Source organism: Providencia sp. PROV116, from assembly GCF_028482485.1.
GTDB classification, from domain to species: Bacteria; Pseudomonadota; Gammaproteobacteria; order Enterobacterales; family Enterobacteriaceae; genus Providencia; species Providencia rettgeri.
Genome location: NZ_JAMPQO010000045.1, coordinates 1 through 1,031, shown reverse-complemented (window position 1 = coordinate 1,031; position 1,031 = coordinate 1). Strand labels below are relative to the sequence as shown.

General features: G+C 33.9%; 2 protein-coding genes and 1 tRNA gene. All 3 read right to left on the bottom strand.

Annotation, left to right across the window (positions count from 1 at the left end; all coding sequences use genetic code 11):
• Window positions 1-66 precede the first annotated feature (66 nt).
• The 3 genes from PSE72_RS19855 to cspE all read right to left on the bottom strand — a co-directional run bounded on the left by PSE72_RS19855 (window position 67) and on the right by cspE (window position 798).
• Window positions 67-144: transfer RNA gene (locus PSE72_RS19855), tRNA-OTHER, on the bottom strand.
• Between the two features lie 312 nt (window positions 145-456).
• Window positions 457-573 (bottom strand): cold shock small protein YmcF, encoded by a 117-nt coding sequence (gene ymcF / locus PSE72_RS19850; RefSeq protein ID WP_232799088.1) that lies wholly within the window; start codon window positions 571-573, stop codon window positions 457-459.
• Window positions 574-585: 12 nt separating this feature from the next.
• A complete protein-coding gene (gene cspE, locus PSE72_RS19845) occupies window positions 586-798 on the bottom strand; it encodes a transcription antiterminator/RNA stability regulator CspE (RefSeq protein WP_272691114.1) in 213 nt (70 codons plus the stop codon).
• Window positions 799-1,031: the final 233 nt, after the last annotated feature.

Sequence of the window (1,031 nt, the reverse complement as noted above, 5' to 3'; positions counted from 1 at the left end):
ATCGTCGTCTGAATATAATAGTTCATACATCTCCACATTGACATTTCACAAAAGATTTATAACTTATGGACCGCCATCGAGGCATCGAACCTCGACTCTTAGTTTTGCTAAGACTAAATACTCTTCCAATTGAGTTAATGGCGGAATGCGTTTACATCTAGTAGACCAATGCAAGTGTCGCTAAAAGCAACCCAGAAATAATTAATGCATTTTGCGTAAGTGATAAGATTCGTTGATAAAAGGTAGGTAAGTTCATAGGTAATCCCTTAAGAAATAAATCCTTTGGATACCACATCTATTTTTAAAATAAAAACTCGCAACGGCAAGATTTGCTTTTTATAGCAATGAGGTATGATGACTCACTTATTATAACACATAACTCACTCACAAGGGGATTATAATGATATATAAAATAAAAAACCCCGTATTTACGAGGTTTCATGAGCTATATGTTATTTAAGCTGACGTCATATTAGATTTACAGAAAATACATTTAGCGCCATATGGATTACTTTTTGAGACATCAAAGTGATAGCGTCTATACTGAGATCCCTTACAACAAGGACATCTCATATTAATATTGCCTTAAAGCGCCACCACATTGGCTGCTGCTGGACCTTTTGTGCCATTCTCTAATGAGAAGCTAACTTTTTGCCCATCATATAATGTTTTGAAATCATCACTTTGGATTGCAGAGAAGTGAACAAATACATCTTTGCTTCCATCTTGTGGGGAAATGAAACCAAAACCTTTCGATTCGTTAAACCATTTTACTAAACCAGTCATAGTATTAGACATAGAATTTCCTTTAATTTTTAATTGCCATAAGGCATAGATGAGGTTTGATTTTTATTTTTACTTATGGGAATTAATTAGAAGGAATTCGCAATGAAGAGGTATCTTAGATAACGCTAAATGGAGAACAACTTTAAACTGACTAACATAAATAGGCCTGTACTTCCAAACCAATAGGTTCATTAAGCCACACAATTTATAGGATAGCAAACCTTATTCCCGTTTTATTTAAAATC